Origin of the sequence: Ectopseudomonas oleovorans, assembly GCF_029845265.1 — a bacterium.
In the GTDB taxonomy this organism is placed as follows: Bacteria; Pseudomonadota; Gammaproteobacteria; order Pseudomonadales; family Pseudomonadaceae; genus Aquipseudomonas; species Aquipseudomonas oleovorans.
Genome location: NZ_JAOCLK010000017.1, coordinates 52,519 through 77,887, shown reverse-complemented (window position 1 = coordinate 77,887; position 25,369 = coordinate 52,519). Strand labels below are relative to the sequence as shown.

At 63.2% G+C, this 25,369-nt stretch carries 24 protein-coding genes; 9 read left to right on the top strand and 15 right to left on the bottom strand.

Annotation, left to right across the window (positions count from 1 at the left end):
- Nucleotides 1–132: 132 nt before the first annotated feature.
- The 5 genes from nosP (at nt 133) to N5J71_RS11175 (ending at nt 7,625) form a co-directional block, all read left to right on the top strand.
- A complete protein-coding gene (gene nosP, locus N5J71_RS11195) occupies nt 133–1,296 on the top strand; it encodes a nitric oxide-sensing protein NosP (RefSeq protein WP_183894487.1) in 1,164 nt (387 codons plus the stop codon).
- Nucleotides 1,226–3,868, top strand: coding sequence for a hybrid sensor histidine kinase/response regulator NahK/ErcS' (gene nahK / locus N5J71_RS11190; protein WP_279916856.1), 2,643 nt, complete (start codon nt 1,226–1,228; stop codon nt 3,866–3,868). The genes nosP and nahK overlap by 71 nt, the downstream gene beginning before the upstream one ends.
- 600 nt (nt 3,869–4,468) lie before the next feature.
- Complete coding sequence (locus N5J71_RS11185) at nt 4,469–5,878, top strand: circularly permuted type 2 ATP-grasp protein (protein WP_128578494.1); 1,410 nt, start codon at nt 4,469–4,471, stop codon at nt 5,876–5,878.
- 2 nt (nt 5,879–5,880) lie between these two features.
- Nucleotides 5,881–6,831, top strand: coding sequence for an alpha-E domain-containing protein (locus tag N5J71_RS11180; RefSeq protein ID WP_003461371.1), 951 nt, complete (start codon nt 5,881–5,883; stop codon nt 6,829–6,831).
- Nucleotides 6,828–7,625 carry a transglutaminase family protein gene (locus N5J71_RS11175; protein ID WP_003461372.1) on the top strand — a complete coding sequence of 266 codons (798 nt, stop codon included), beginning with the start codon at nt 6,828–6,830 and terminating at the stop codon, nt 7,623–7,625. Before N5J71_RS11180 ends, N5J71_RS11175 begins: the two co-directional genes overlap by 4 nt.
- Before the next feature lie 133 nt (nt 7,626–7,758).
- On the opposite strand, the gene N5J71_RS11170 is transcribed toward N5J71_RS11175, so the two are convergent.
- Nucleotides 7,759–8,565: a c-type cytochrome gene (locus N5J71_RS11170; protein ID WP_084340761.1), complete on the bottom strand. Its 807-nt coding sequence runs from the start codon at nt 8,563–8,565 to the stop codon at nt 7,759–7,761.
- Nucleotides 8,562–8,921 (bottom strand): rhodanese-like domain-containing protein, encoded by a 360-nt coding sequence (locus N5J71_RS11165; RefSeq protein ID WP_084340762.1) that lies wholly within the window; start codon nt 8,919–8,921, stop codon nt 8,562–8,564. The genes N5J71_RS11170 and N5J71_RS11165 overlap by 4 nt, the downstream gene beginning before the upstream one ends.
- Nucleotides 8,922–9,015: 94 nt before the next feature.
- Here N5J71_RS11165 and N5J71_RS11160 point away from each other — a divergent pair, with 94 nt between their 5' ends.
- The 3 genes from N5J71_RS11160 to N5J71_RS11150 all read left to right on the top strand — a co-directional run bounded on the left by N5J71_RS11160 (nt 9,016) and on the right by N5J71_RS11150 (nt 13,939).
- Nucleotides 9,016–9,903 carry an AEC family transporter gene (locus N5J71_RS11160; RefSeq protein WP_084340763.1) on the top strand — a complete coding sequence of 296 codons (888 nt, stop codon included), beginning with the start codon at nt 9,016–9,018 and terminating at the stop codon, nt 9,901–9,903.
- A 590-nt stretch (nt 9,904–10,493) separates the two neighbouring features.
- Nucleotides 10,494–11,699 carry an acetyl-CoA C-acetyltransferase gene (locus tag N5J71_RS11155; protein ID WP_074856015.1) on the top strand — a complete coding sequence of 402 codons (1,206 nt, stop codon included), beginning with the start codon at nt 10,494–10,496 and terminating at the stop codon, nt 11,697–11,699.
- A gap of 95 nt (nt 11,700–11,794) precedes the next feature.
- The gene (locus N5J71_RS11150) at nt 11,795–13,939 is read left to right on the top strand and encodes a 3-hydroxyacyl-CoA dehydrogenase NAD-binding domain-containing protein (RefSeq protein WP_278620974.1); all 2,145 of its coding nucleotides are present in this window, start codon (nt 11,795–11,797) and stop codon (nt 13,937–13,939) included.
- 118 nt (nt 13,940–14,057) lie between these two features.
- On the opposite strand, the gene N5J71_RS11145 is transcribed toward N5J71_RS11150, so the two are convergent.
- Genes N5J71_RS11145 through N5J71_RS11135 form a run of 3 tightly spaced genes read right to left on the bottom strand, consistent with a single transcriptional unit; the run spans nt 14,058 to nt 14,719 of the window.
- Nucleotides 14,058–14,324 (bottom strand): PepSY domain-containing protein, encoded by a 267-nt coding sequence (locus tag N5J71_RS11145; protein WP_003461390.1) that lies wholly within the window; start codon nt 14,322–14,324, stop codon nt 14,058–14,060.
- Between the two features lie 53 nt (nt 14,325–14,377).
- Nucleotides 14,378–14,578, bottom strand: a complete 201-nt coding sequence (gene ptrC, locus N5J71_RS11140) for a type III secretion system co-regulatory protein PtrC (RefSeq protein ID WP_003461392.1) — start codon at nt 14,576–14,578, stop codon at nt 14,378–14,380.
- 27 nt (nt 14,579–14,605) lie between these two features.
- Nucleotides 14,606–14,719, bottom strand: a complete 114-nt coding sequence (locus tag N5J71_RS11135; RefSeq protein WP_279916854.1) for a PA2485 family small membrane protein — start codon at nt 14,717–14,719, stop codon at nt 14,606–14,608.
- Nucleotides 14,720–15,015: 296 nt separating this feature from the next.
- On the opposite strand from N5J71_RS11135, the gene N5J71_RS11130 reads away from it, so the two are divergent.
- On the top strand, nt 15,016–15,741 hold the full coding sequence (locus N5J71_RS11130) for an amidotransferase (protein WP_003461394.1): 726 nt from the start codon (nt 15,016–15,018) through the stop codon (nt 15,739–15,741).
- A gap of 43 nt (nt 15,742–15,784) precedes the next feature.
- On the opposite strand, the gene N5J71_RS11125 is transcribed toward N5J71_RS11130, so the two are convergent.
- From N5J71_RS11125 to N5J71_RS11080, 10 genes are all read right to left on the bottom strand, one after another.
- Nucleotides 15,785–16,027, bottom strand: a complete 243-nt coding sequence (locus N5J71_RS11125) for a hypothetical protein (protein WP_003461396.1) — start codon at nt 16,025–16,027, stop codon at nt 15,785–15,787.
- Nucleotides 16,028–16,037: 10 nt separating this feature from the next.
- Nucleotides 16,038–16,232, bottom strand: coding sequence for a hypothetical protein (locus N5J71_RS11120; RefSeq protein WP_003461399.1), 195 nt, complete (start codon nt 16,230–16,232; stop codon nt 16,038–16,040).
- 146 nt (nt 16,233–16,378) lie between these two features.
- Nucleotides 16,379–17,092: a 1-acylglycerol-3-phosphate O-acyltransferase gene (locus tag N5J71_RS11115; RefSeq protein ID WP_279916853.1), complete on the bottom strand. Its 714-nt coding sequence runs from the start codon at nt 17,090–17,092 to the stop codon at nt 16,379–16,381.
- Nucleotides 17,093–17,254: 162 nt separating this feature from the next.
- A complete protein-coding gene (gene alaC, locus N5J71_RS11110) occupies nt 17,255–18,484 on the bottom strand; it encodes an alanine transaminase (RefSeq protein WP_074856024.1) in 1,230 nt (409 codons plus the stop codon).
- 129 nt (nt 18,485–18,613) lie between these two features.
- Complete coding sequence (locus N5J71_RS11105) at nt 18,614–19,192, bottom strand: ANTAR domain-containing response regulator (RefSeq protein ID WP_003461404.1); 579 nt, start codon at nt 19,190–19,192, stop codon at nt 18,614–18,616.
- An 18-nt stretch (nt 19,193–19,210) separates the two neighbouring features.
- Nucleotides 19,211–20,422, bottom strand: coding sequence for a CmpA/NrtA family ABC transporter substrate-binding protein (locus N5J71_RS11100; RefSeq protein WP_279534861.1), 1,212 nt, complete (start codon nt 20,420–20,422; stop codon nt 19,211–19,213).
- A 401-nt stretch (nt 20,423–20,823) separates the two neighbouring features.
- Nucleotides 20,824–21,618 (bottom strand): enoyl-ACP reductase FabI, encoded by a 795-nt coding sequence (gene fabI, locus N5J71_RS11095; protein WP_003461408.1) that lies wholly within the window; start codon nt 21,616–21,618, stop codon nt 20,824–20,826.
- Between the two features lie 28 nt (nt 21,619–21,646).
- Nucleotides 21,647–23,260 carry an ABC transporter ATP-binding protein gene (locus N5J71_RS11090; RefSeq protein WP_084340769.1) on the bottom strand — a complete coding sequence of 538 codons (1,614 nt, stop codon included), beginning with the start codon at nt 23,258–23,260 and terminating at the stop codon, nt 21,647–21,649.
- A 1-nt stretch (nt 23,261) separates the two neighbouring features.
- The gene (locus N5J71_RS11085) at nt 23,262–24,281 is read right to left on the bottom strand and encodes an ABC transporter permease (protein ID WP_003461412.1); all 1,020 of its coding nucleotides are present in this window, start codon (nt 24,279–24,281) and stop codon (nt 23,262–23,264) included.
- A 2-nt stretch (nt 24,282–24,283) separates the two neighbouring features.
- On the bottom strand, nt 24,284–25,369 hold the full coding sequence (locus N5J71_RS11080; protein ID WP_003461414.1) for a microcin C ABC transporter permease YejB: 1,086 nt from the start codon (nt 25,367–25,369) through the stop codon (nt 24,284–24,286).

Genomic DNA, 25,369 nt, shown 5'->3' with positions numbered 1-25,369 from the left:
TGGCGGCGTGCGTCGCGTACTGCTTCGCGAGTACGCCCTACGGATCGACTACCCAGTACTCAAGTAGCATGGGGCGGGCAGCACCGGCTTCGTAGAATTTCGCCATGATCAGCAGGTGCATTGGGGTGTGATATGGCCTTGGAACAGTCGGAGGGGGTGCTCAGCGCCGTCTCCAGCACGAAGGATGTGGAGTTGGCCGCCCAGGAACTGGCACGCCAGCTGATCCACCCCTATCTCGGTTTCGTGCTGTTCTTCTGCTCGGCCGAATACGATCTCGACGGTCTGGGCCAGGCGCTGGAGGCCCATTTCGGCGGCGTCAGCCTGGTCGGCTGCACCAGCGCCGGTGAGATCACCCCGCAGGGCTATGGCCGTGGCTGCGTGGTGGCGCTGGGCTTCGACCTGCGCTGTTTCTCCATCGCCAGCGTGCTGATCGACGAGATGGAACGCTTCAATCTGCTCGATGCGCAGCATCTGGTCGATGGCCTGGTCAAGGATTGCCGCAGCAACGAGCTGGCCTCGATCAAGGGCCACAGCTTCGCCCTGACCCTGCTCGACGGCTTGTCCAGCCGCGAAGAACTGGTGCTCGGCGCGCTCAGTGCGGCGCTGGGCAGCATCCCGCACTTCGGCGGCTCGGCCGGGGACGATAACCACCTGACCCATACCCACGTTTATCACGGCGGCCGCTTCCACAGCGGTGCAGCGGTCGTGGTGCTGTTCAATACCTGGCTGGAGTTCGAGGTGTTCAGCACCCACCACATCCAACCCAGCGCGGAAAAGCTGGTGGTGACCCGCGCCGACAGCGCCACGCGCCGGGTGTACGAACTCAATGCCGCACCGGCCGCGCAGGAATATGCCGAGCTGATCGGTGTGCCGGTCGAGGCGCTGGATCTGCGGGCGTTCGCTGCTTATCCGCTGGCGGTGCGCATCAGCGATCACTACTACGTGCGCTCGATCCAGCAGGTGCACGACGACCTCAGCCTGACCTTCTACTGCGCGGTGGAGAACGGCATCGTCCTCACCGCCATGCATCCCGGCCCCTTGCTGCCCAATCTGCAGCAACTGTTCGCCGGGCTGGAGCAGCGCCTCGGTCCGCTGCTGCTGACCATCGGCTGCGACTGCTTCCTGCGCCGCCTGGAGATCGAGAACGATGGCGGCGTCGAGTCGGTCGCTACACTGCTGCGCCAGCAGCGGGTGATCGGCTTCAACACCTACGGAGAGCAGTTCAATGGCATGCACATCAACCAGACCTTCACCGGCGTCGCAATTGGCCGACCTGTTGGGCGTGCCGAGCGCTGAGCTGCAGGCACGCTGTGCGGCGCTGGAGCAGGAGAACGCCAAGCTCAGGCGAATCAACTCCGCGTTGATTGAGCGGGTCGAGTCGATCCATTCCCGTGGCGATGACGCCTACGCGGCCTTCCAGCACTCGGTGGTGCTGTCCGAGCAGGTGCGCGAGCGCACCGACGCGCTGAACCAGGCGATGGCCGAGTTGAAGTCGAGCAACCAGTTACTCAGCGATGCGCGGCTGCGCGCCGAGACCGCGCACCAGCATTTGATCGACGCCATCGAGAGCATCTCCGACGCCTTCGTGCTGTTCGATGATCGACAGCGCATCGTGCTATTCAACAGCCGCTTCAAGGCGCTGTGGTCGCGCAGCCGCGCGCGTATCGGCACCGGTACGCGGTTGGAGGAGATTCGCCGGCTGAGCCGCAGCACTGGTCTGGTGGTGGAAGCGCAGTTGGGCAAGGAGGGCGAGCCGAGCCTGTTCCGCCTGCAGGACGGGCGCTGGGTGCAGGTCAGTGAGCGGCCGACCCGGGAGGGCGGGCTGGTGATCCTTTACGCCGACATCACCGAGGTGAAGCAGAGCGAGGCGTTGCGCCGCGAGCAGGCCCTGGCGCAGAAGTCGCGCCTGCTGCAGCGCGCGGTCGACAACCTGTCCCAGGGCATGGCCATGGTCAACGCCGAGGGTGCACTGGAGTTGTGGAACCACCGTTTCCTCGAACTCTGCGGCCTGGCGCCGATCAACGCCCATCGGCCGTTCGCCGAAGTGATGGCGGAAAGCGAACTTGAGCCGCTGACCCCGGACAGCCGCGACGCCGCCGGCAAACCGCTGCGCCAGGTGGAGGTGCGTCTGTTCAACGGACGCATGCTGGAAGTGCGTACTCATCCGCTGCCCACCGGCGGCTTCGTCAACACCTTCACCGATATCACCGAGCGCCATCGCCAGGCTCAGGCGCTGAGTGACAGCGAGCGCTGGATTCGCCTGATCACCGACCACGTGCCGGCGCTGATCGCCTACCTGTCGGCCGACCTGGTCTACGAATTCACCAACAAGGTCTACGAGGAATGGTATTGCTGGCCGCGCGGCGCCATGCTCGGCCAGAGCCTGCGCGAAGTACACAGCGAGGAGCATTGCCAGCGCCTGGAGCCCTACGTCGAACTGGCGCTGTCCGGCGAGAGCGTGACCTTCGAATTCGCCGAAACCAACCACAACGGCCAGGAACGCTACATGCTGCGTTCCTATGTGCCCAACCGTCAGGCCAGTGGCGAGGTGGTCGGCATCTTCGTGCTGATCCGCGATATCACCGAGCGTCGCCGCACGGCCGAAGCGCTACACCAGGCTTATCAACACCTGGAACAGCGCGTGCGCGAGCGCACTGCCGAGCTGACCACGGTGAACGACCAGTTGCGCCGCGAGATCGACGAGCGCACGCAGATGGAGGCGCGCCTGCGTGAGGCCAAGGGCGAAGCCGAGCAGGCCAACCTGTCCAAGACCAAGTTCCTCGCCGCGGTCAGCCACGACCTGCTGCAGCCGCTCAATGCGGCGCGGCTGTTTACCAGCGCCTTGCTGGAGAAGAACGACCTGAGTGGCTGCGCGCCGCTGGTGCGCAACGTCAGCAACTCGCTGGAAGACGTCGAGAGCCTGCTCGGCACGCTGGTGGACATTTCCAAGCTCGATGCCGGGGTGATCAAGCCTGATATTGCGCCATTCGCCGTCAGCGAGCTGCTGGAGAACCTGGCCGCCGAGTATCACCAGATCGCCCGCAGCGAAGGCCTGCGTCTGGATTACCTGCCCAGCTCGGCCCTGGTGCGCAGCGACGTGCAGTTGCTGGCGCGGATCCTGCGCAACTTCCTCAGCAACGCCATTCGCTACACCGCCAGCGGGCGCATCCTGCTGGGCTGCCGGCGGCGCGGCAACAGCCTGTCCATCGAGGTCTGGGACACCGGTATCGGTATCGCCCAGGACAAGCTGCTGGAGGTATTCCAGGAGTTCAAGCGCGGCGACAACGTGCAGCGCAAGCAGGATCGCGGCCTCGGCCTGGGCCTGGCGATCGTCGAGAAAATTGCGGGCATGCTTGGGCACCGTATTCGTGTGGCATCGCAGCAGGGCAGGGGCTCGATGTTTGCCGTCGAGGTGCCGCTGACCCGCCGCGCGCCGCGCGTGCGTGCCGTGCAGGACAGCCCGGATCTGTTGCTCGAACGCCTCAGCGGCGCGCGGGTCTGGGTGCTGGATAACGATGCGGCGATCTGCGCCGGCATGCGCACCCTGCTCGAAGGCTGGGGCTGTCGGGTGGTTACCGCCCTGAGTGAAGAAGACCTGGCGCGCCAGGTGGACAACTACCACGCCGAGGCCGACCTGCTGATCGCCGACTATCACCTCGACGACGAGCGCAATGGCGTCGACGCGGTGGCGCAGATCAACGCCCGACGCAGCACGCCGCTACCGGCGCTGATGATCACCGCCAACTACAGCAACGAGCTCAAGCAGCAGATGCGCGAGCTGGGCCATAGCCTGCTGCACAAGCCGGTGCGACCGATGAAGCTGAAGGCGGCGATGAGTCATTTGATGGAGCGTGGAGCGGGTGTTTGATCGCGGGTCATATCCGTAGGGTGCTGCCTGTTCAGCGGACAGGTTTACAGGTCGTGAGTCGCAATCGGACGATATTTGTAGGAGCCGGCTTGCCGGCGATCAGGCCACGGATACATGGATCGCCCGCAAGCGGGCTCCTACAACAAGCAGCACTCGCAAGGGGGGCATATTTGTGAGTCGTGATGAGCTGTTGCTGGCGTCTGCTCAGCGAGCCCGTAGCTGATGCAATCCGGGAAAGATCACGCCGTTCTGCCCCGGATTTCATCCGGCTACGCACGTTCATTCCGACACTTGTTCGTCGTGTAGTCGGTACAAAAGCGGTTGCGCTTGACCAGTCGGTCACGCAATGTGACAGCTAAGTGTCCGGGGCCACTGCAGGGCGGGGCTGCAAGCTTTTTACCTTCACCGCGCGCTGCGATGGCCAGTGAATTTTTGCTGTGCCACGCAATGGGGCGGCGTCTCATGACAGAAACATCGCGCCGCACCATTTCGGTGCTTTCTGTTTGGGTTTTGTTGGTATCTATTTGAAATTAAAGGATTAATTTCACTGGCTCGGGCCTTGCAGAGGATGCTGCAAGTCCGGGTGACAAGGAGTACGGCATGGCCCGCACCTTTTATGACGAGATGTACGACGCGAGCGGTGCTGTCCGCCCGCATTACCGCGAATTTGCCCGCTGGTTGGCAGAGACGCCGGACGATCTGCTGGCTCAGCGCCGACGAGAAGCCGACCTATTGTTCCACCGCGCCGGTATCACCTTCACCCTCTACGGAGATGATCAGGGCACCGAGCGGCTGATCCCCTTCGACATCATTCCCCGCTCCATCCCCGCCAGCGAATGGCGTATCGTCGAACGCGGCTGCATCCAGCGTGTGCAGGCACTCAACCTGTTCCTCGCCGACCTCTACCACGACCAGCGCATCATCAAGGCGGGGATCATCCCGGCCGAGCAGGTGCTGGCCAATGAGGGCTACCAGATGGCCATGAAGGGCCTCGACCTGCACCGCGACATCTACGCGCACATTGCCGGGGTCGACCTGGTACGTGACGGCGACGGCAGCTACTACGTACTGGAAGACAACCTGCGCACGCCCAGCGGCGTGAGCTACATGCTCGAAGACCGCAAGATGATGATGCGCCTGTTCCCTGAGCTGTTCGCCGCTCAGCGCGTGGCGCCGGTGGACCACTACCCGAACCTGCTGCTCGATGCGCTGAAGAGTTCCAGCCCGCTGGACAACCCCACGGTGGTGGTACTGACGCCGGGCCGCTTCAACAGCGCCTACTTCGAACACGCCTTCCTTGCCCGCGAGATGGGCGTGGAATTGGTGGAGGGCGCTGACCTGTTCGTCCGTGACGACAAGGTCTACATGCGCACCACCGCCGGTGCGCGCCAGGTGGACGTGATCTATCGCCGCCTTGACGACGCCTTCCTCGATCCATTGGCTTTCAACCCCGACTCGATGCTCGGTGTCGCTGGGCTGTTGTCGGCCTATCGTTCGCGCAACGTGGTGCTGGCCAACGCCATCGGCACTGGCGTGGCCGACGACAAGTCGGTCTACCCCTACGTCGGTGACATGATCCGCTTCTATCTGGACGAGGAGCCGATCCTCAAGAACGTGCCAACCTGGCAGTGTCGCAAACCGGAAGAACTGTCCCACGTGTTGGCCAATCTGTCCGAGCTGGTGGTCAAGGAAACCCAGGGCTCCGGCGGCTACGGCATGCTGGTCGGCCCGGCGGCGAGCAAGGCCGAGATCGAGAACTTCCGCGCGCAGTTGATGGCCAAACCGGAGGCCTATATCGCTCAGCCGACGCTGTGCCTGTCGACCTGCCCGACCTTCGTCGAGCGCGGCATCGCACCACGCCATATCGATCTGCGCCCGTTCGTTCTGACCGGTCGCGAAACCCGCCTGGTGCCTGGCGGTCTGACGCGTGTGGCACTGCGCGAAGGCTCGCTGGTGGTCAATTCGTCGCAAGGCGGCGGGACCAAGGACACCTGGGTGGTGGAGGACTGACCATGCTTTCGAGAACTGCCTCCGATCTGTACTGGATGTCGCGCTACCTGGAACGTGCGGAGAACTTGGCGCGCATGCTCGACGTCAGCTATTCGCTTTCGCTGATGCCGCAGGACGGCCGGGGCGATGGCCTCGATGAACTGGCCATGCCGCTGCTGATCACCGGCACCCTGGACGACTACCTGGAGCGCCACGGCCCGCTGCACGCCGAGCGCATGCTGCATTTCTTCGCCCTCGATGCGAGCAACCCCGGCAGCATCTACTGCTGCCTGCAGGCCGCGCGCAGCAATGCCCATGCCGTGCGCGGGCGGATCACTGCCGACATGTGGGAGAACATCAACGCCACCTGGCTGGAGATGCGCGGTATCGCCGAGCAGGGCCTGGGGCGCTACGGCATCAGCCGTTTCTGCGAATGGGTGAAGGAGCGTTCACACCTGTTCCGTGGCGCCACCTTTGGCACCATCATGCGCGGCGAGGCCTATCGCTTCATCCGCCTGGGCACCTTCATCGAGCGCGCTGACAACACCCTGCGCCTGCTCGATGCGCGCTACGAAATGCTCGGCGAGGAAATCGACGAGCTGGAAGAGCGTACGGCGCGTAGCTATTACCAATGGAGTGCCTTGCTGCGCGCGCTGTCCTCGTTCGAGGCCTTCGCCGAGATCTATCGAGGATCGCCGCGTACGCGCAAGGTCGCCGAGCTGCTGCTGTTGCGCCCCGAGGTACCGCGCTCGCTGCGTGCCTGCATGGAAGAACTGAATCTGATGCTCGCCGGTCTGCCGGGTGAGAACGGTCGCCCGGCACAACGCCTGGCCGCCGAACTGGATGCGCGACTGCGCTATACCAGCATCGACGAAGTGCTCGACGAAGGCCTGCATGCCTGGCTCACCGACTTCATTCTGCTGGTGCGCCAGCTAGGCAATACCATCCATACGTCCTACCTGGAGGTCGCATGAGACTCTCGATCAGTCATGACACCACCTACCGCTACGATGACCAGGTACGCGCGAGTATCCAGTACCTGCGCCTGACCCCGCATGACAGCGAGCGCCAGCAGGTACTCAGCTGGCAGCTTGATCTGCCGCGCCCGGTGCACGCTCAGCTCGACCCCTACGGCAACATTCTGCACGTGCTGACCCTGGACGAGCCGCACGAGTCCATCGTCATCGGCGCCCGCGGCCAGGTGGAGATCGACGAAACCTGCGAGGCCGAGCACGAGCGCCAGTCAGCGCTGCCGTTCTTGCGCTTCACCCGCCTGACCCAGGCCGACGACGCCATCCGCGAGTTCGCCGCGCAGCAGAGCAAGGCACGTACGGATCGCAACGGCTTGATCGACCTGATGCATGCGCTCAATGCCCATATCGCCTACCAGCCAGGCATCACCGAGGTGGACACCAGTGCCGTCGAGGCCTTTGCCGGTCGTCGTGGCGTCTGCCAGGATCACACTCATGCCTTCCTCGCCTGCGCGCGCAGCCTGGGCGTGCCGGCGCGCTATGTGTCGGGCTACCTCTATACCGACGATGCCGAGCACCTGGCCAGCCACGCCTGGGCCGAGGCCTGGGTCGGCGATGCCTGGTACAGCTTCGACGTGACCAACTGCCTGGCGCGCCCGGAGCGACATCTGAAGCTGGCAGTCGGCCTGGATTACCTCGATGCCTGCCCGGTACGTGGCATGCGCCGCGGTGGCGGTTGCGAGCAAATGCATGCGCAGGTGCAGGTGGCGCCACTGCTGCAGGTGCGTCAGCAGTGATGCGCCAATAGGCGCTCGTGACATAGGGGCGCCGCGCGCCCCAGACTGACGGCCTTTCGTGGGGCGCGCCATGCGCACCTCGGTTTACCCCGCCAAAATCCCGGTGCGCACGGCGCACCCTTCCCAAATCGTTCTACGGGCTCGTGTCGCTCTTGCGCTGGGCCATGTGCCGCAGGTAGGCGATCAAGCGCTGCAGTTCGGCAGGTGGCAGTACCTGCTCGCTGAAGCCGGGCATACGCCCCTGCGGCCAGCGCCGCAAGCTCTGTGGGTCGCGGATGTAGCGCTGTAGAAAATCGCCTGTGAAATATTCGGTCGGGTTGTGCGGAATGTTCAGGTCCGGGCCGAACTCGGAATCACCCGCGCCATTGAGGCGATGACAGGCCATGCAGTTCTTCTGGTAGACGGCGAAACCGGCCTGCACCTCAGCATTGGCATCCGTCGCCGGGAGCAGGGCAGGGAAGCGCTGTTCGACAGCGGCCAGCTGACGAATCCGGGCGACCTGAAAGGGCCACTGCTCGGGGCCGATCTGGCTGGCAGAAGGATCGGTCCAGACCAGGTAGAAAGGTCCTGCGCTGGGTTTGCCCTGTGCCAGCGGCGGCCAGGGATGCTCGGGATCTTCGATGGCCAGCCAGGCTTTTGCTCCTTCCCTGGCCAACAGAATCGAGGCTGGCAGTTCTGCGGCAAAACCGTCGAGCGCCACGGCCTGGAGATGGTCGCCGGGCTCGATACCCTCCAGCAGCGCACTGACCGGCACGGCGCTGTAGTGCATGGTGCGCTTGTAGCTGACGTCATCGATGATCTCGATATCGCGCGCTTGCGGGTGCACGAGCAGTTCGCTGCTGCTCCAGGCGCGTCGGCCATCGTTGAGTTGCACCTCGAACTCGGCCGCCTGCGCCACGCCGCTCAGGATGACCAAAGTCAGCAGCAGGGCAGCTCTCATTCGCGATGCTCCAGCAGTGGTCGTAGTTCGTCATAGGCACCGGCATTGATCACCTGGCTATAGCCCATTTCCTCGAGGCTTTGCTGGGCGATGGCGGAGCGGCGACCGCTGCGGCAGTAGAGCACCAGGGGGCGATCTTTGTCCGGGGCGACACTGGCGATCTGTGCGGCGATATCTTCATGGCCGATACGGATGGCGCCGGGCAGTGCACCTTCTGCGAACTCTTCGGCGCTACGCACGTCGATCAGCAGGCTGTCGCTGCGCTGCAAGGCGGAGATGGCGGCGGCCTGATCGATTTCACCGGCATGGGCAGTGAGCAGAGCGAACAGGCTGGTGAGCAGGAGAATCAGGCGCATGGCAGACCCCAGAGCGGATTGATAGGACCCGGCATCATTGCCCGAGCCTTTTGTGCAGTCTAGGATGCCTCGCTCGACGTGACGGGGGTAGTAGATGTTAGCCGAGTTGTTCGCCGTTCTGGCTCCGGTACTGATTGCGGCAGGCATCGGCTACGGCTGGGTGCGCAGCGGTCACCAGTACCCCACTGATTTCATCGCGCGCCTGGTGCTAAATGTCGGTACGCCTTGCCTGGTGCTGTCTACCCTGAGCCGAGCCGAACTGGATGTGGGGGCCTTCTCGCAGATGGCCCTGGCCTGCGTGCTGGTGACCTCATGCATGGGGCTGGTCGGCTGGCTGCTGAGTCGCCTGTTCGGCCTGGACTGGAAAGTGCTGGTACCGGCCTACCTGTTCCCGAACTCGGGCAACATGGGCCTGCCCATGGCCCTGTTCGCCTTCGGTGAGCCTGGCCTGGCATTGGCAGTGGCATTTTTCCTGGTGTTGTCGGTGGGGCATTTCAGTATCGGCATGCTGCTCTCCGGGGCCGCGGCTTCAGTCAAGGGACTGTTGCTCAACCCGATCATGATCAGCCTGGCGCTGGTGATGCCAGTGCTGTTTCTCGATGTTGAATTGCCGCGCTGGCTGGCCAATACCGTCGACCTGTTGGGCGGTATGACCATCCCGCTGATGTTGATCACGCTGGGTGTGTCACTGGCCAGTATCCGTGTGCAGCACCTGGGTAACGGCCTGGTGCTGGGGTTGCTGCGCATTCTTTGTGGCGCGGCGCTGGGCTGGATCATCGGCTGGGCAATCGGCTTGCAGCAGTTGGCGCACGCCGTATTGGTGCTGCAGTCGTCGATGCCAGTGGCGGTGTTCAATTACCTGTTCGCGGTGCGCGCAGGCCGTTCAGCTGAGCAGGTCGCCAGTCTGGTGCTGTGCTCGACACTGCTGGCCTTCGTGCTGATTCCACTGCTGCTGGCGTGGTGGATACCCGCACTGCGCTGAGCGCGCTACGGCGTCTGCGCAGTTGCGGGGACAGTGGGGGATCAACTGACCAGACGGGTCAGATTGGGAAGGATCAGGATGATTGCCGTGGCGAAAAGTATTACGCCAGCCTGGCGATATTTCGGCTGTTTGAACATGGCTGCATGCCTTTTGTTGTTATGGGGGCACCGGGAGCCTGCATCACCATGCGGCAGGCTGCTGTGTCACACCAGGCGTTGCTTTGATTGCCCGCCCCGGCATGACCCGGCGACGGTTCCCTGCACCCGTTTCTGATACAGGCACAGGAGTAACTCTAGGGCTGACGTCACAGTTTCCTTAGATGGTTTGGTTGCTAACGAAGTGCTGTTAGGAAGCTGGGGCTATGTGCGACGTCCTCCAGAACAATGCAGGCCTTGAGGCAGACAGCTTGCTCGCCCTTGCAGCCGTCAGTTCGAGCAAGCGACCGTTCGTCTGAGCTCAGCGGTCAATGGTACTGAGCGCTTAGGTCATTGAGCGCTGATGTACCAGCGCTATGGTAGTCAGGCTCAATAAGAACAGGCGCGGCCGGTTTGTGATGTTCCGCCAGCGCCGTATCAGTCTCCGAGGACGCCATGACCGAAGCATATATTTTCGATGCGGTGCGCACACCGCGTGGCAAGGGCAAGAAGGACGGCGCGCTGTACAGCGTCAAGCCGGTTCAGCTGATTGCCGGCCTGCTCAATGCCCTGCAAACGCGCAACGATCTGGATACCAGCCAGGTGGACGACATCGTGCTGGGCTGCGTGACGCCCGTGGGCGATCAGGGCGCCGATATCGCCAAGACCGCCGCCATGGTCGCGGACTGGGACGTCAGCGTCGCCGGCGTGCAGCTCAACCGCTTCTGCGCCTCGGGCCTGGAGGCGGTGAACCTGGGCGCGATGAAGGTGCGCTCCGGCTTCGAGGATCTGGTGGTGGTCGGTGGCGTGGAGTCCATGTCGCGCGTGCCCATGGGCTCGGACGGCGGCGCCTGGGTCATGGACCCGGAAACCAACATCCACACCAATTTCGTCCCGCAGGGTATCGGTGCCGACCTGATCGCCACCCTGGAGGATTTCAGCCGCGCTGATGTCGATGCCTTCGCCCTGTGCTCGCAGCACAAGGCGGCGCGCGCCAGCGCTGATGGCTCGTTCGCCAAGTCGCTGGTGCCGGTGACCGACCAGAACGGCATCGTGCTGCTTGACCATGACGAGTTCATCCGTGGCGATTCGACCCTGGAAGGCCTCGGCAAGCTCAAGCCGAGCTTCGAGATGATGGGGCAGATGGGCTTCGACGCCACTGCGCTGCGCGTCTACAGCCATGTTGAGCGTATCGAGCACGTACACACGCCGGGCAACAGCTCCGGCATCGTCGACGGCGCCGCGCTGATGCTGATCGGCTCCGCGGCCAAGGGCAAGGAACTGGGCCTGAAACCGCGTGCGCGCATCGTCGCCACCGCGGTGACCAGCACCGACCCGACCATCATGCTCACCGGCCCGGCGCCGGCCACGCGTAAGGCGCTGGCCAAGGCGGGACTCTCCATCGACGACATCGACCTGTTCGAGGTCAACGAGGCTTTTGCCTCCGTTGTCATGAAGTTCATGAAGGACATGGGCGTGAGCGAGGACAAGGTCAACGTCAACGGCGGTTCCATCGCCATGGGCCACCCGCTGGGCGCCACCGGCTGCGCCATCCTCGGCACGCTGCTCGATGAACTGGAGAAGCGCCAGTTGCGCTACGGCCTTGCCACCCTCTGCGTGGGCGGCGGCATGGGCATCGCCACCATCATCGAACGAATCTGATCGGTACGGGTGAAACCCGCCATTCGTGTGCTGGCGGGTTGCACCCGCCCTACGCAGCTACGCAGCTCCCACAGCTTTGGGAAGAGAATACAAAAATGACAGACGCCATCCGTTACGAAAAAGGCCAGGACAATATCGTCGTCCTGACCATGGACATGCCCGGCCAGAGCGCCAATACCATGAACGCGGTGTACCGCGAGGCCATGGGCCAGATCGTCGACCGCCTGGAAGCGGAAAAGGACTCGATCGCCGGGGTGATCGTCACCTCGGCGAAGAAGACCTTCTTCGCCGGCGGCGACCTCAATGAACTGATCAAGGTCACCCAGGCCGAGGCCCAGGGCTTCTACGAGATGATCCTGAGAATCAAGGGCCAACTGCGCCGCCTGGAAACCCTCGGCAAGCCGGTGGTTGCCGCCATCAACGGCGCAGCGCTGGGCGGCGGCTGGGAAATCGCCCTGGCCTGCCACCACCGCATCGCCCTGAACGAGAGCCACGTCCAGCTCGGCCTGCCGGAAGTCACCCTCGGCCTGCTGCCGGGCGGCGGTGGGGTGGTGCGCATGGTGCGCCTGCTTGGCCTGGAAAAGGCCCTGCCGTACCTGGCCGAGGGTAAGAAGGTACGCCCGGACGCTGCGCTCAAGGCCGGCCTGATCCACGATCTGGCCAGCGACCGTGACGAGATGCTGGCCAAAGCGCGTGCCTGGATCGCCGCCAACCCGGTGGCCAAGCAGCCGTGGGATGTGCAGGGCTACAAGATTCCCGGCGGCACGCCGAGTTCGCCGAACGTGGCGCAGATGCTGGCCATCGCCCCGAGCGTGCTGCGCAACAAGACCAAGGGCTGCTTCCCGGCGCCGGAGAAGATCATGTGCGCGGCCGTAGAAGGCGCGCAGGTCGACTTCGACACCGCGCAGATCATCGAGGCGCGCTACTTCACCGAGCTGACCACCGGCCAGGTGGCGAAGAACATGATTGGTACCTTCTGGTTCCAGCTCAACGAAATCAATGCTGGCAGCTCGCGCCCACAGGGCTATCCGAAAACCCAGACGAAAAAGGTCGGCGTGCTTGGCGCCGGCATGATGGGCGCCGGCATCGCCTATGTGTCGGCGGCGGCCGGTATCGAGGTGGTGCTCAAGGACGTGTCCGTCGAGGCGGCGGAGAAGGGCAAGAGCTATTCGGCCAAGCTGCTAGACAAGAAAGTCGCCAAGGGCCACATGACGGCCGAGCAGCGTGAGGCTTTCCTGGCGCTGATCAAGGCTACCGATAGCGAGGCGGATTTTGCCGGCTGCGACCTGATCATCGAAGCCGTATTCGAGGATCGTGCGCTCAAGGGCAAGGTCACCGCGGCAGCCGAAGCTGCTGCGCTGAGCGATGCGGTGATCGCCTCCAACACCTCGACGCTGCCGATCACCGGCCTGGCGGCTGCCGTGGCCAAACCGGAGAAATTCATCGGCCTGCACTTCTTCAGCCCGGTGGACAAGATGCCGCTGGTGGAAATCATCCGCGGTGAGCAGACCAGCGATGAAACGCTGGCGCGCGGCTTCGACTACGTCATGCAGATCAAGAAGACGCCCATCGTGGTCAACGACAGCCGCGGCTTCTTTACCTCGCGGGTGTTCGGCACCTTCACCAACGAGGGCATCGCCATGCTCGGCGAAGGCGTGAGCGCGGCGATGATCGAGAACGAAGCGCGCAAGGCCGGCATGCCGGTCGGCCCGCTGGCGATCAGCGACGAAGTGTCGATGAGCCTGATGAACCACATCCGCCAGCAGACCCTCTCGGATCTGGCGGCCGAGGGCAAATCCATTCCCGAGCACCCGGCGTTTGCGGTGATCGATCTGATGCTTAACGAGTTCAAGCGTCCGGGCAAGGCGGCCGGTGGCGGTTTCTACGATTACCCGGCAGGCGGCAAGAAGTACCTGTGGCCCGAGCTCAAGGCGCGTTTCGAAAAGGCCGATGCGCAGATCTCGCAGGAGGACGTGCGTGACCGCATCCTGTTCATCCAGGCCATCGAGACGGTTCGCTGCGTCGAAGAGGGCGTCTTGAAGTCAGTGGCCGATGCCAACATCGGCTCGATCTTCGGTATCGGCTTCGCCGCCTGGACCGGTGGTGCGCTGCAGTTCATCAACCAGTACGGGGCGAAGGACTTCGTCGCCCGTGCGCAGTACCTGGCCGAGCAGTACGGCGAACGTTTCCTGCCGCCTGCGCTGTTGCTGGAAAAGGCCGCCAAGGGCGAGACGTTCTGAGCCTCCCTTGTAGGGTGTCGCGGGGCCGCCCAGGCCATGCGCACCGCTTAAGCGGAGTGTCCCCGGTGCGCACGGCGCCCCCTACGGATGCAGAAACGGCCCGAAAGGGCCGTTTCAGTCAATCTTCCAACTGGTCGCGAATCACTGCACCGCTCTTGCCGTCGATACGAAATTCGTGAAGACGGCCATCCTGTTTCAGGCCTTCGCCTTCCCAGTAACCGTCATTGTCGGCTTCGATCTTGTGTAGCTCCGTGTAGCCAGCTGCACGTGCTTTGCTCAGCGCCTCGTCGATGCTGATCCAGTCGCTGTCGGGGCGATCTGCTAGAGCGTTGCCGGCAAGCAACAGGCTGCCGGCGAACAGGGTGATCAGGTTGCGTGTTTGCATGGGGCCAGTTCCTCGTTCCGTGAATGTCACGAGGAGTCTAGACCATCGCTTTCTCACGCCGCCTGGCACCAGCCCTGACGGATGCACACGGCTTCGTGGATCGCCAGCATCTCGCTATGACGAGTTGGCATGCGCAGGGTCAACATGCTGCCATCATCGAGTTGCAGGGCGGCTTCGGTTTCGAACTGCAGGCTGCCATCTTGCAGGTGGGCGTAGGTGACGCCGTAGGCGTCCAGGCTGAGTTGGCTGTGCATGGCGGCTCTCCTCTCTCCTGGGTTGTGTCAGCTCGAACGAACGTCGCGGGCTGCGGCGGCAGCCTGCTCGGCGCGAACCGGTGCGACGGTCTGGAAGGCGGAAGCGGCGGCGAAGCTGGCGAGTGCGGAGTAGGTGCTCATGATCTATTTCTTTCTGTGCATGAGGGCGACTGCCCGATGTGGCGATATTCGCTGCGAGCGTGCAATCACAGAAGTGAATGGCGTGCATGGTAACTATCGAAGCGGCTGATGAAGCGTCGCCACGCACTGACAGGGTAAAGTTTCGTCAATTTTAATTGACGACTGTTCGTGGCGTTGCATAGCGCCGATAATCGCGGATCTGCTTGAAAATAGGGTTCGGCTATTTATTTGTGCGAATTCATATGTTAAGAAAAACGCACAAATTACCCGCCCGCGTGTTCACCACAGGAAACCTCATGTCACTGCGTATTTGCATCCTAGAAACTGACATTCTCCGCCCTGAACTGGTCGATCAGTACCAGGGTTATGGCCGCATGTTCGAGCAGTTGTTCGCTCAGCAGCCGGTGGCGGCGGAGTTCAGTGTCTACAACGTGGTGGAGGGGCACTATCCGCCCGATAGTGAGCAATTCGATGCTTATCTGGTGACTGGCAGCAAGGCTGACTCCTTCGGCAGCGATCCCTGGATTCAGACCCTCAAGGAGTATCTGCTCGAGCGCTACAAGCGCGGCGACAAGCTGCTGGGCATCTGTTTTGGTCACCAGCTGCTGGCCTTGCTGCTCGGTGGGAAAGCCGAGCGCGCGGAGCAGGGCTGGGGCGTAGGGGTGCACAGCTATCGCCTGGAGAACAAACCCGAGTGGATGAGCCCGTCGCTGGACGAACTGCAGTTGCTGATCAGCCACCAGGACCAAGTCACTCGCCTGCCGGAAAAGGCCACGCTGCTGGCTTCCAGCGACTTCTGCCCGATCGGTGCCTACCACATCGAAGATCAGGTGTTGTGCTTCCAGGGACACCCGGAATTCGTTCACGACTACTCGCGGGCATTGCTCGATCTGCGCCAGCAGCATCTCGGTGAGCAGGTCTATCAGCAGGGCGTGGATAGCCTCAAGCATTCGCAGCAGGGCAGTGCAGTGGCTGAGTGGATGATGCGCTTTGTTGCTCAAGGCAAGCAAGCCAAGGCCTGAGTCTGATATCGAGACATGAAAAAGCCCGGTCATCCGGGCTTTTTCATGTCTGCTGAGTGAGCACGAAGTATGGCGAGAGCCGTTCGCTTCTGTTCGGTGGCGGGCTGCTGCGCTGCCGCTTGAGGCTTTCGGCCAGGTCCAGGTGATGAGCCAGTTTGTGGCTGCATTCGATGTTGCGCGCCACGGCGCCAGCCGAGCCTTTGCCGATGCCACTGAGGGCCAGCAAGGTGGTCAGCAGCGACAGGCTGGCGAGCACCAGCAGGCGGGTGCGGTGATTTTTGATCATGGCCGTTCACTCAACCTTGCGAGCGCGCGCCGAGCAGGGCGGGCAAATGAGTGATCAGGCTCTGCAGCGGGCCTGGTTGTTCTATGGTTGGAGTGCTTGGCTGGACGGCGGCGTAACTCACGACCAGCACCGTCGAGGTGCTGATCAGGTACAGGCCGATGGCAGCGAGAGCGCCGTTGCGGGCGGCTTGAGAGAGGCGGGACATGTTCTGTGCTCCAGGTCAGGAGTGGGTGTGGGCACAGAATCGTCGAAGTCATTTCGATTGAATAATGGATGCTCTGCAGAGTAACTATCGATGGATTTGATAGCAGGCGCGAGTTGCCTGCTCGCTCCGGCATCCCGCGTTATACCTCACGCGGACGCCAGTTCCTTGTCCATGCTGCTGATACATTCGCTCATGGCCTGCTGACAACGCTCCATCAGCGCGGGCATGTCGTCCAGGCTCAGGCCGGCAGTAGGCAGCGAGCGAATCAGGATGCGGCCGCTGTTCCAGCGATTCAGGCGCATGACTTTGCTGTAGTTGCTCACGCACACCGGGATGATCGGAACACCGGCCGTGATCGCCATTTGAAACGCGCCTTTCTTGAACGGCAGCAGGCCTCGGCCAAGGTTGCGCGTGCCTTCCGGGAAGACCCAGATCGAAGTGCCGCGATTGCGCAGGGTTTCGGTGGTGGTCAGCATTGCGCGCTTGGCGGCTACGGCATTGCTGCGATCGATCAGCACGTTACCGGCCAGCCAGTAGAGCTGACCGAAGAATGGCACCCACTTGAGGCTCTTCTTGCCGATGCTCACGGTGCGTTCCGGTACCACGCGGCCAAGCACGTAGAGGTCGAAGTTGGACTGGTGGTTGGCGATGATCACGCAGGAGCGCTGGTGTTCTAAAAGCGGGCGTACGTCAGTCTTCAGCTTCAGGCGCAGCAGGCATAGGGCGGGCAGCGAATAAAGACGTGCGCAGAGGCGGCTGTTGTCGGGGTTGAACGGGCGGCACAGGCCGAGCAGCAGGCCGAGCAGGCCGGCCAGGATGAAATGCACGCCCATCAGCAGCATGCGCAAGACGTAGAGCATTGGGGAGAACCGTCAGGGAAGGGGCGCGCAGTGTACGGGCGCTCACTCTGTCGGGCAATTGCTCGAAACTATCGCTTGGCGTGCGTAACGTCCTGAATTGTCGCAGAACTTGTCGGTTTCCATGCCCACGTAGAAAGGGCGCCTCACGGCGCCCTTCAATGCTTACTCGGTCTCTGCCTTGGCCGGCTTGCCTGGCAGCAACCCGTCGGCGCGGAACATCGCCTTGATGCCGCGCAGCGCCTGACGGCTGCGGTCCTGGTTCTCGATCAGGGCGAAGCGCACATGGTCGTCGCCATAGTCGCCAAAACCCAATCCAGGCGAGACGCAGACCTTGGCTTCGGCCAGCAGTTTCTTGGCGAACTCCAGCGAGCCCAGGTGCGCGTAGGCGTCGGGAATCTTGGCCCAGATGTACATGGAAGCCTTGGGCTTTTCCACCATCCAGCCGATCTCGTGCAGGCCCTTGACCAGCAGGTTACGCCGCTGACGATACTGTTCGGCGATATCGCGCACGCACTGCTGGTCGCCTTCCAGTGCAGCGATGGCCGCCACCTGCAGCGGGGTGAAGGTGCCATAGTCGTGGTAGCTCTTGATCCGTGCCAGGGCGCTGACCAGTTCGGGGTTGCCGACCATGAAGCCGATCCGCCAGCCGGCCATGTTGTAGCTCTTGGACAGGGTGAAAAACTCCACCGCGATGTCCTTGGCGCCGGGTACCTGCATGATCGAAGGCGCCTTCCAGCCGTCATAAACGATGTCGGCGTAGGCCAGGTCGTGAATCACCAGTACGTCGTACTGCTTGGCCAGGGTTACCACGCGCTCGAAGAAGTCCAGCTCCACGCACTGTGCGGTGGGGTTGGAGGGGAAGCCGAGAATCATCATCTTCGGCTTGGGAATCGATTCGCGAATGGCGCGTTCCAGCTCGGCGAAGAAATCCACGCCCGGCACCAGCGGCACGGAACGCACCTGGGCGCCAGCGATCACCGCGCCGTAGATATGGATCGGGTAACTGGGGTTGGGTACCAGCACCGTGTCGCCATGGTCCAGGGTGGCGAGCATCAGGTGCGCCAGGCCTTCCTTGGAGCCGATGGTGACGATGGCTTCGCTTTCCGGGTCGATCTCCACCTCGTAGCGATCCTTGTACCAGCGCGAGATGGCGCGGCGCAGGCGCGGAATACCGCGGGAAGTGGAGTAACCGTGGGTATCTTCACGCTGGGCGACCTGCACCAGCTTCTCGACGATGTGCGGCGGAGTCGCACCGTCGGGGTTGCCCATGGAGAAGTCGATGATGTCCTCGCCGCGACGGCGTGCAGCCATCTTCAGTTCGGCGGTGATGTTGAAGACGTAGGGGGGCAGACGATCGATGCGCGCAAAGCGGCGCTTGGCGTTATCAGCCATGATTTCCTCGAAGTACGTAAGCGCCCGGAACCGTCCGAGCGACGTTGGCCACTGCTGCAGCCTGCGGCGAAGATACGCGCGCCGCCGTCTCGCTGTCCAGCACAGCCAGCGAGCGGCGTAGCGCAACAGTCAACCGCCGAGCATGTCGTGCATGGCGATGATCTGTTCGGCCACCTGAATCAGCTTCTGCTGGCGACTCATGGCCTGCCGGCGCATCAGCGTATAGGCCTCTTCCTCGTTGCAGCTCTTCATCTTCATCAGCAGGCCCTTGGCCTGTTCGACGCGCTTGCGCTCGGCCAGTTGGGCATCGCGTGCCTGGAGCTGGGCACGCAATGCCTGATCGCTCTCGAAGCGGGCCATGGCGACGTCGAGGATGGGTTGCAGGCGCTGGGCATGGATGCCTTCGACAATGTAGGCGCTGACGCCACTCTGGATCGCCTGGCGCATCACGCTGGGGTTGTGTTCGTCGGTGAACATGACGATTGGACGCGGTTGGTCACGGCTGACCAGTACCACCTGTTCCATCACGTCGCGGCCAGGGGACTCGGTGTCGATCAGGATAACGTCAGGGCGTACCGCCTCGACCCGTTCAGGCAGGTCGATGGTCAGGCCGGATTCGTCGATGACCTCGAATCCGGCCTCGATCAGCGCGCACTTGAGGCGGCCGACCTTCTTCGGGGTGTCGTTGATCAGAAGGATACGCAGCATCGATGGTTCTCCCGGCGGTTACAGGGCGACAGCCGGGCTGTCGGCCAGGGCATGGAGGCGGAAGCTGCGCGCGTACGCGGCAGGGGCGCTGCCGTCCCAGCTGGTGCCGTCCTGCAGGATGGAGCTGCGCATCTCGCCCGGCACGGCAATTCCCAACGCCGTAGCGGCTTCGCGGTACAGGGCCAGTTGCTGCACCTGGCGGGCCACGCCCAGGTAGTCGGGGTCTTTGCGTAGCAGGCCCCAACGGCGGAATTGGGTCATGAACCACATGGCATCGGACAGGTAGGGCTGGTTGACCAGGCCACCGGCATGAAAGCGCAGCGGATGCTCGTCCTGCCAGGCGTGGCCGAGGCCGTCCTGATACTGGCCGAGAAAGCGTGGGGTGATCGCCGAGACCGGCGCATTGACGTATTCGCTGCCGCTGAGCAGCAGGGCGGTGCTGCGCTTGTTTTCCTCGTTGTCATCGATGAAGCGTGCGGCGTCGAGCACCGCCATGATCAGCGCACGGGCGGTATTGGGGTTCTGTGCGGCGAAGGCGCGGGTGCAGCCCAGCACCTTTTCTGGGTGATCCGGCCAGATTGCCTGGATGGTGGTGACGGTACAGCCGAGTTGTTCATCGACGGCCTTGGCGGTCCAGGGTTCGCCGACGCAGAAGCCGTCGATGCGCTTGGCCTCCAGGTGTTCGATCATCTGCGGCGGTGGCACCACCACGCTGTCCACGTCGCGCAGCGGATGGATGCCCTGGCTGGCCAGCCAGTAGTAAAGCCACATGGCATGGGTGCCGGTGGGGAAGGTCTGAGCGAAGGTCAGTCGCGCTCTGTTTTGGTGCACATGCTGGTGCAGTGCTTCACCGCTGGTCACGCCGGCGCTTTGCAGCGTGTGCGACAGGTTGATGCTCTGGCCGTTCTGGTTCAGCCCCATGAGCACCGCCATGTCGGTTGCCGCGGCGCCACCGAGGCCGAGCTGCACGCCGTAGATCAAACCGTACAGGCTGTGGGCGGCGTCCAGCTCGCCGCTGAGCAGGCGGTCGCGCAGGCCGGCCCAGGAGGCCTGGCGCTGCAGTTTGAGGCTCAGCCCATATTTTTCGGCAAAGCCCTGGGTGGCCGCGACTATCACCGAGGCGGAATCGCTCAGGGCCATGAAACCGATGTTCAGCACGCTCTTTTCCGGTGCATCGCTGCCGCCGACCCAGGCCAGGGCGTCGCCGCGAGGGATATGCTGTTCGCTCATGTCACTTCCTTCATCCACGCATTAGGTTCCGAGCCGCCAGCTGAGGTTTGCAGAACTGTGCGGGTGGCCCACAAAAAAGGCGTCGTACCGATCACCGCCGTAAAGGGTCGAGTTCGGAGACGACGCCGTTGTCGTTCGGGCCTTGTCCGTCGTCGGAGAGGCTCACTGCACGTAGAGAAAGCAAGGCATATGCCAGTGCGCAGAGTATGCACTGTTGGATGAGGCGTTCAGCGTCCCGAGTAGTGGTGGCGTTTCGGTTCGGGTAGCTGAATGCTGACAAAAGCCAGCAACGACAACGCCGCACTTGCTGAGCAATATGCGGCGTGTGGGTTCAGGCACGGCTGGGTAGTGCATGAGGTGCGGCAGAGCCGGGCATCGCTCTGCGATGTCCGGCGACCTTCTCAGTCTTCCATGGCGCCCATGGCAGTGGTGTTGAAGCCGCCGTCGACGTACATGATCTCGCCGCTGATGCCCGAAGCCAGGTCGGAGCAGAGGAAGGCGCCGGCATTGCCGACTTCCTCGATGGTCACGTTACGGCGCAGCGGAGTCTGCTTCTCGTTGGCGGCCAGCATCTTGCGGAAGCTGGCGATGCCGCTGGCAGCCAGGGTGCGAATCGGGCCGGCAGAGATGGCGTTGACGCGAGTGCCTTCCGGGCCGAGGCTGCCGGCCAGGTAGCGTACGCCGGCTTCCAGACTGGCCTTGGCCATGCCCATGACGTTGTAGTTGGGCATGGTGCGCTCGGCGCCCAGGTAGGAGAGGGTGAGCAGGCTGCCGTTGCGGCCTTTCATCATTTCGCGACCGGCCTTGGCCAGAGCAACGAAACTGTAGGCGCTGATGTCGTGGGCGATCTTAAAGCCTTCACGGGTGGTGACGTCGGTGAAGTCGCCATTGAGCTGGTCGCCCGGGGCGAAGCCGACCGAGTGGACGATGCAGTCCAGGCCGTCCCACTTCTTGCTCAGTGCTTCGAACACCGCGGCGATTTCCTCGTCGCTGGCTACATCGCAAGGGAAGCACAGGTCGGCGCTGGAGCCCCAGCCGGCAGCGAAGTCTTCCACGCGGCCCTTGAGCTTCTCGTTCTGGTAGGTGAAGGCCAGCTCGGCACCTTCGCGGTGCATGGCGGCGGCGATACCCGAGGCGATGGACAGTTTGCTGGCAACGCCAACGATGAGTACGCGCTTACCGGTTAGAAAACCCATTGTGCTATTCCTCTTCCTGTTTCAAGGATCAGTGAGCCGTTGCCGGGGCCAGAAAAGCGGCTTCCAGCAACTGCTGCGTATAAGGGTGTTGCGGTGCACTGAAGATCGACTCGGCAGACCCCTGTTCGACCACCTGGCCCTGCTTGACCACCATCAACTGGTGGCTCAGCGCTCTGACTACCGCCAGGTCATGGCTGATAAACAGATAGGTCAGGTTGTACTTGGCCTGCAAGCCGCGCAACAACTCCACCACCTGACGCTGCACCGTACGGTCGAGCGCCGAAGTGGGCTCGTCCAGCAGGATCAGCGCCGGTTTCAACACCAGTGCCCGGGCAATGGCAATCCGCTGCCGTTGCCCGCCAGAAAACTCGTGGGGGTAGCGATGCCGCGTCTGCGGGTCCAGCCCTACCTCCAAAAGCGCGTCGATGATCGCCTGTTCCTGCTCCGCCTCGTTCCCCATGCCATGAATGCGCAGACCTTCACCGACGATCTGGCTCACCGACATGCGCGGGCTCAGGCTGCCGAAGGGGTCCTGAAACACCACCTGCATCTGCCTGCGCAGCGGGCGTACTTCCTGCTGGCTCAGGCCCTGCAACTGCTGGCCCTGAAAACGGATATCACCGCGACTGGCGAGCAGCCGCAGAATGGCCATGCCCAGTGTGGACTTGCCGGAACCACTCTCGCCGACGATGCCCAGGGTATGGCCCTGGGGCAGGCTGAAGTTGATGCCGTCCACCGCTTTGACATGATCCACCGTCCGGCGCAGCAGCCCCTTTTTGATCGGGAACCACACACGCAGGTCGTCCACTTCCAGCAACGGCTGGCCCGCAGGATTGGCCGCAGGGTCGCCGCTGGGCTCGGCGCCGAGCAGTTCCTGGGTATAGGGATGCTGCGGAGCCTGGAACAATTCTTCACACGACGCCTGTTCGACGATGCGACCGCGCTGCATGACACATACGCGGTGGGCAATTCTACGAACCAGGTTGAGGTCGTGGCTGATCAACAGCAGCGACATGCCCAGGCGTGCCTGCAGATCCTTGAGCAATTCGAGGATTTTCAGCTGTACGGTGACGTCCAGAGCGGTGGTCGGCTCGTCGGCGATCAGCAGCTGTGGTTCATTGGCCAGGGCCATGGCGATCATCACACGCTGCCGTTGGCCGCCGGAGAGTTCGTGCGGGTAGGCCTTGAGGCGTTTCTTCGGTTCGGGAATACCGACCAGTTCCAGCAGCTCCAGGGTGCGCGCGCTGGCGGCCTTGCCGCGCAGGCCCTTATGCAGAGCGAGCACTTCGTTGATCTGCTTCTCGATACTGTGCAGCGGGTTGAGCGAGGTCATGGGCTCCTGGAAGACCATGGCGATGCGGTTGCCGCGGATGCCGCGCAGGCGGCCTTCGCTGAGCTTGAGCAGGTCTTCGCCGGCGTACTCGATGCTGCCGTGCGGGTGGCGCGCGAGCGGGTAGGGCAAGAGGCGCAGGATCGAGTGCGCCGTGACCGACTTGCCCGAGCCGCTCTCGCCAACCAGGGCCAGGGTCTCGCCCTGGCGGATGTCGAAGCTGACGCCTTCGACCACGCGCTGGCACTGCTCGCCCGTGACGAACTCGACGGCCAGGTCGCGCACTTGCAACAGGGTTTCGTTCTGGCTCATGTCATTTCCTCGGGTCGAAGGCATCGCGGGCGGCTTCGCCGATGAATACCAGCAGGCTCAGCATGATCGCCAATACGGCGAAGGCGCTGATGCCCAGCCAGGGCGCCTGCAGGTTGCTCTTGCCCTGGGCGACCAGTTCACCGAGCGAGGGTGCGCCGGGTGGCAGGCCGAAGCCGAGGAAGTCCAGCGCAGTGAGGGTGCCAATGGCGCCGGTGAGGATGAAGGGCATGAAGGTCATGGTCGAGACCATGGCGTTGGGCAGGATGTGGCGGAACATGATGGCGCCATTGCTCATTCCTAGGGCACGGGCGGCGCGTACGTACTCGAGGTTGCGCCCGCGCAGGAACTCGGCGCGTACCACGTCCACCAGGCTCATCCAGGAGAACAGCAGCATGATGCCCAGCAGCCACCAGAAGTTCGGCTGCACGAAGCTGGCGAGGATGATCAGCAGGTAGAGCACCGGCAGGCCCGACCAGATTTCCAGGAAGCGCTGGCCAAGCAGGTCGACCCAGCCGCCGTAGAAGCCCTGTAGCGCGCCGGCGATCACGCCGATTACCGAGCTGGCCAGGGTCAGGATCAGGGCGAACAGCACCGAGATGCGAAAGCCGTAGATCACCCGTGCCAGCACGTCACGGCCCTGATCGTCGGTGCCCAGCCAGTTCTGCGCCGAGGGCGGGGCGGGGGCGGGCACCTCCAGGTCGTAGTTGATGCTCGAATAGCTGAAGGGGATCGGCGGCCAGAGCATCCAGCCGTCCTTTGCCGCGATCAGTTCCTGGATGTAGGGGCTCTTGTAGTTGGCCTGCAGCGGGAATTCGCCGCCGAACACGGTCTCCGGGTAGCGCTTGAGCACCGGGAAGTACCACTGGCCGTCGTAGCGCACCGCCAGCGGCTTGTCGTTGGCGATCAGCTCGGCGCCCAGGCTCAGGCCGAACAGCACGAGGAACAGCCACAGCGACCACCAGCCGCGCTTGTGCGCCTTGAAACGGTCGAAGCGGCGTCGATTGAGAGGGGAGAGTTTCATACTCAACCCTCCCGGCTTTCGAAGTCGATACGCGGATCGACCAGGGTGTAGGTGATGTCACCGATCAATTTCACGATCAGCCCCAGCAAGGTGAAGATGAACAGGGTGCCGAACACCACCGGATAGTCGCGGTTGATCGCCGCCTCGAAGCTCATCAGGCCGAGGCCGTCGAGCGAGAAGATCACCTCGATCAGCAGGGAGCCGGTGAAGAAGATGCCGATGAAGGCGGCGGGGAAGCCCGCGATGATCAGCAGCATGGCGTTACGGAATACGTGGCCGTAGAGCACGCGATGGTTGGTCAGGCCCTTGGCGCGGGCGGTCACCACGTACTGTTTGTTGATCTCGTCGAGAAAACTGTTCTTGGTCAGCAGGGTCAGGGTGGCGAAGTTACCGATGACCAGGGCGGTAACTGGCAGCACCAGGTGCCAGAGGTAGTCGAGGATCTTGCCGCCGAGGCTGAGCTGCTCGAAGTTGTTCGAGGTCAGCCCGCGTAGCGGGAACCAGTCCCAGTAGCTGCCACCAGCGAACAGCACGATCAGCAGGATGGCGAAGAGGAAGGCCGGGATGGCGTAGCCGACGATGATCGCCGAGCTGGTCCAGACGTCGAAGGCGCTGCCGTGGCGCGTGGCCTTGGCGATGCCCAGCGGGATGGAGACCAGATACATGATCAGCGTGCTCCACAGGCCAAGCGAGATCGATACAGGCATCTTCTCGATGATCAGGTCGATGACCTGGGCGTCGCGGAAGAAGCTGGAGCCGAAGTCCAGCTGAGCGTAGTTCTTGAGCATGATCCAGAAACGCTCGGGCGCCGACTTGTCGAAGCCGTACATCTTCTCGATCTCAGCGATCAGTTGTGGGTCGAGGCCCTGGGCGCCGCGATAGTTGGAGCCGGCCACCGACACTTCGGCGCCGCCGCCACCGATGCGCCCCGTGGCGCCGCCGGCAGCCGCATCGAAACCCTCCAGCTTGGCGATCATCTGCTCGACCGGGCCGCCGGGCGCGGCCTGGATGATGATGAAGTTGATGACCAGAATGCCGAACAGGGTCGGGATGATCAGCAGCAGGCGACGAAAGATATAGGCCAGCAT